Genomic DNA, 1,005 nt, shown 5'->3' with positions numbered 1-1,005 from the left:
CGTCGCGGCAGGGGTTTGGGACAGCGCCCCGCTCGAGGCCGCCCTGCTGAAGGAGGCAGATCGCCTGGTCGGCGATGAGGCGGGTTTTCTCGTCATCGACGACACAGCGTTACCGAAGAAGGGACAACATTCGGTTGGTGTCGCGCCTCAATACGCTTCGTCGCTTGGCAAGACGTCCAATTGCCAGTCACTGGTGTCGGTGACCCTGGCCTCGCGCGAAGTGCCGGTGATGGTGGGCCTTCGGCTCTTCCTGCCCGACACCTGGACGAATGATCCCGAGCGGATGATGCGGGCGCGCGTCCCGAAGGATCGACAGGTCGCTCTGACAAAGCCGGAGATCGCCATCGAAGAGATCGATCGTATCATCGCCTCCGGCGTGCGTTTCGGCTGCGTGCTTGCCGACGCGGGTTACGGGTCGAGCAGCTCTTTTCGTCAGGCTTTAAGTGAGCGCGGTCTGCTGTGGGCTGTAGGACTATCGCGACGCCAAAACGTCTATCCGGCCGATGTTGATCTGATCTTCCCGGTCGCGACCACCGGCAGGCGCCGCCAATATCATGTCCCAGACCAGCCGCCGGTCTCTGCCGAGGTGATGCTGTCTGGTGAGAGATGGCACAAGATAAGCTGGCGGCGCGGCACTAAAGGTCGGCTGACATGCCTCTTTGCGGCTCGCCGTGTCCGCGTTGCGGATGGTCATAAGCACCGGATGCTCGACAATCGCGTGCAATGCATGCCAGGCGACGAGGTCTGGCTCGTCGGCGAACGCCGGTCGACTGGCGAGCAAAAATACTATGTGTCGAACCTACCGGCCGATGCGAGCCTCAAGATGCTCGCCGCCACGATCAAGGCCAGGTGGGTTTGTGAGCAGGCACATCAGCAATTGAAGGAGGAACTCGGCCTCGACCACTTCGAAGGCCGATCATGGACTGGATTACATCGACATGCCTTGATGACCATGATCGCCTACGCCTTTCTCCAAGCCCGCCGCCTCAAAGCAGCGGGACGAAA

At 61.3% G+C, this 1,005-nt stretch carries 1 protein-coding gene; it reads left to right on the top strand.

Translation table 11 applies throughout. The annotated features are described in order from the left end of the window. A partial coding sequence (locus FJW08_RS32265; protein ID WP_140813760.1) for an IS701 family transposase occupies positions 1-1,005 on the top strand: 1,005 nt, incomplete at both ends.

The organism is Mesorhizobium sp. B3-2-1 (assembly GCF_006439515.1).
Taxonomy (GTDB): domain Bacteria; phylum Pseudomonadota; class Alphaproteobacteria; order Rhizobiales; family Rhizobiaceae; genus Mesorhizobium.
This window is presented reverse-complemented; position numbering and strand designations above follow the sequence as displayed.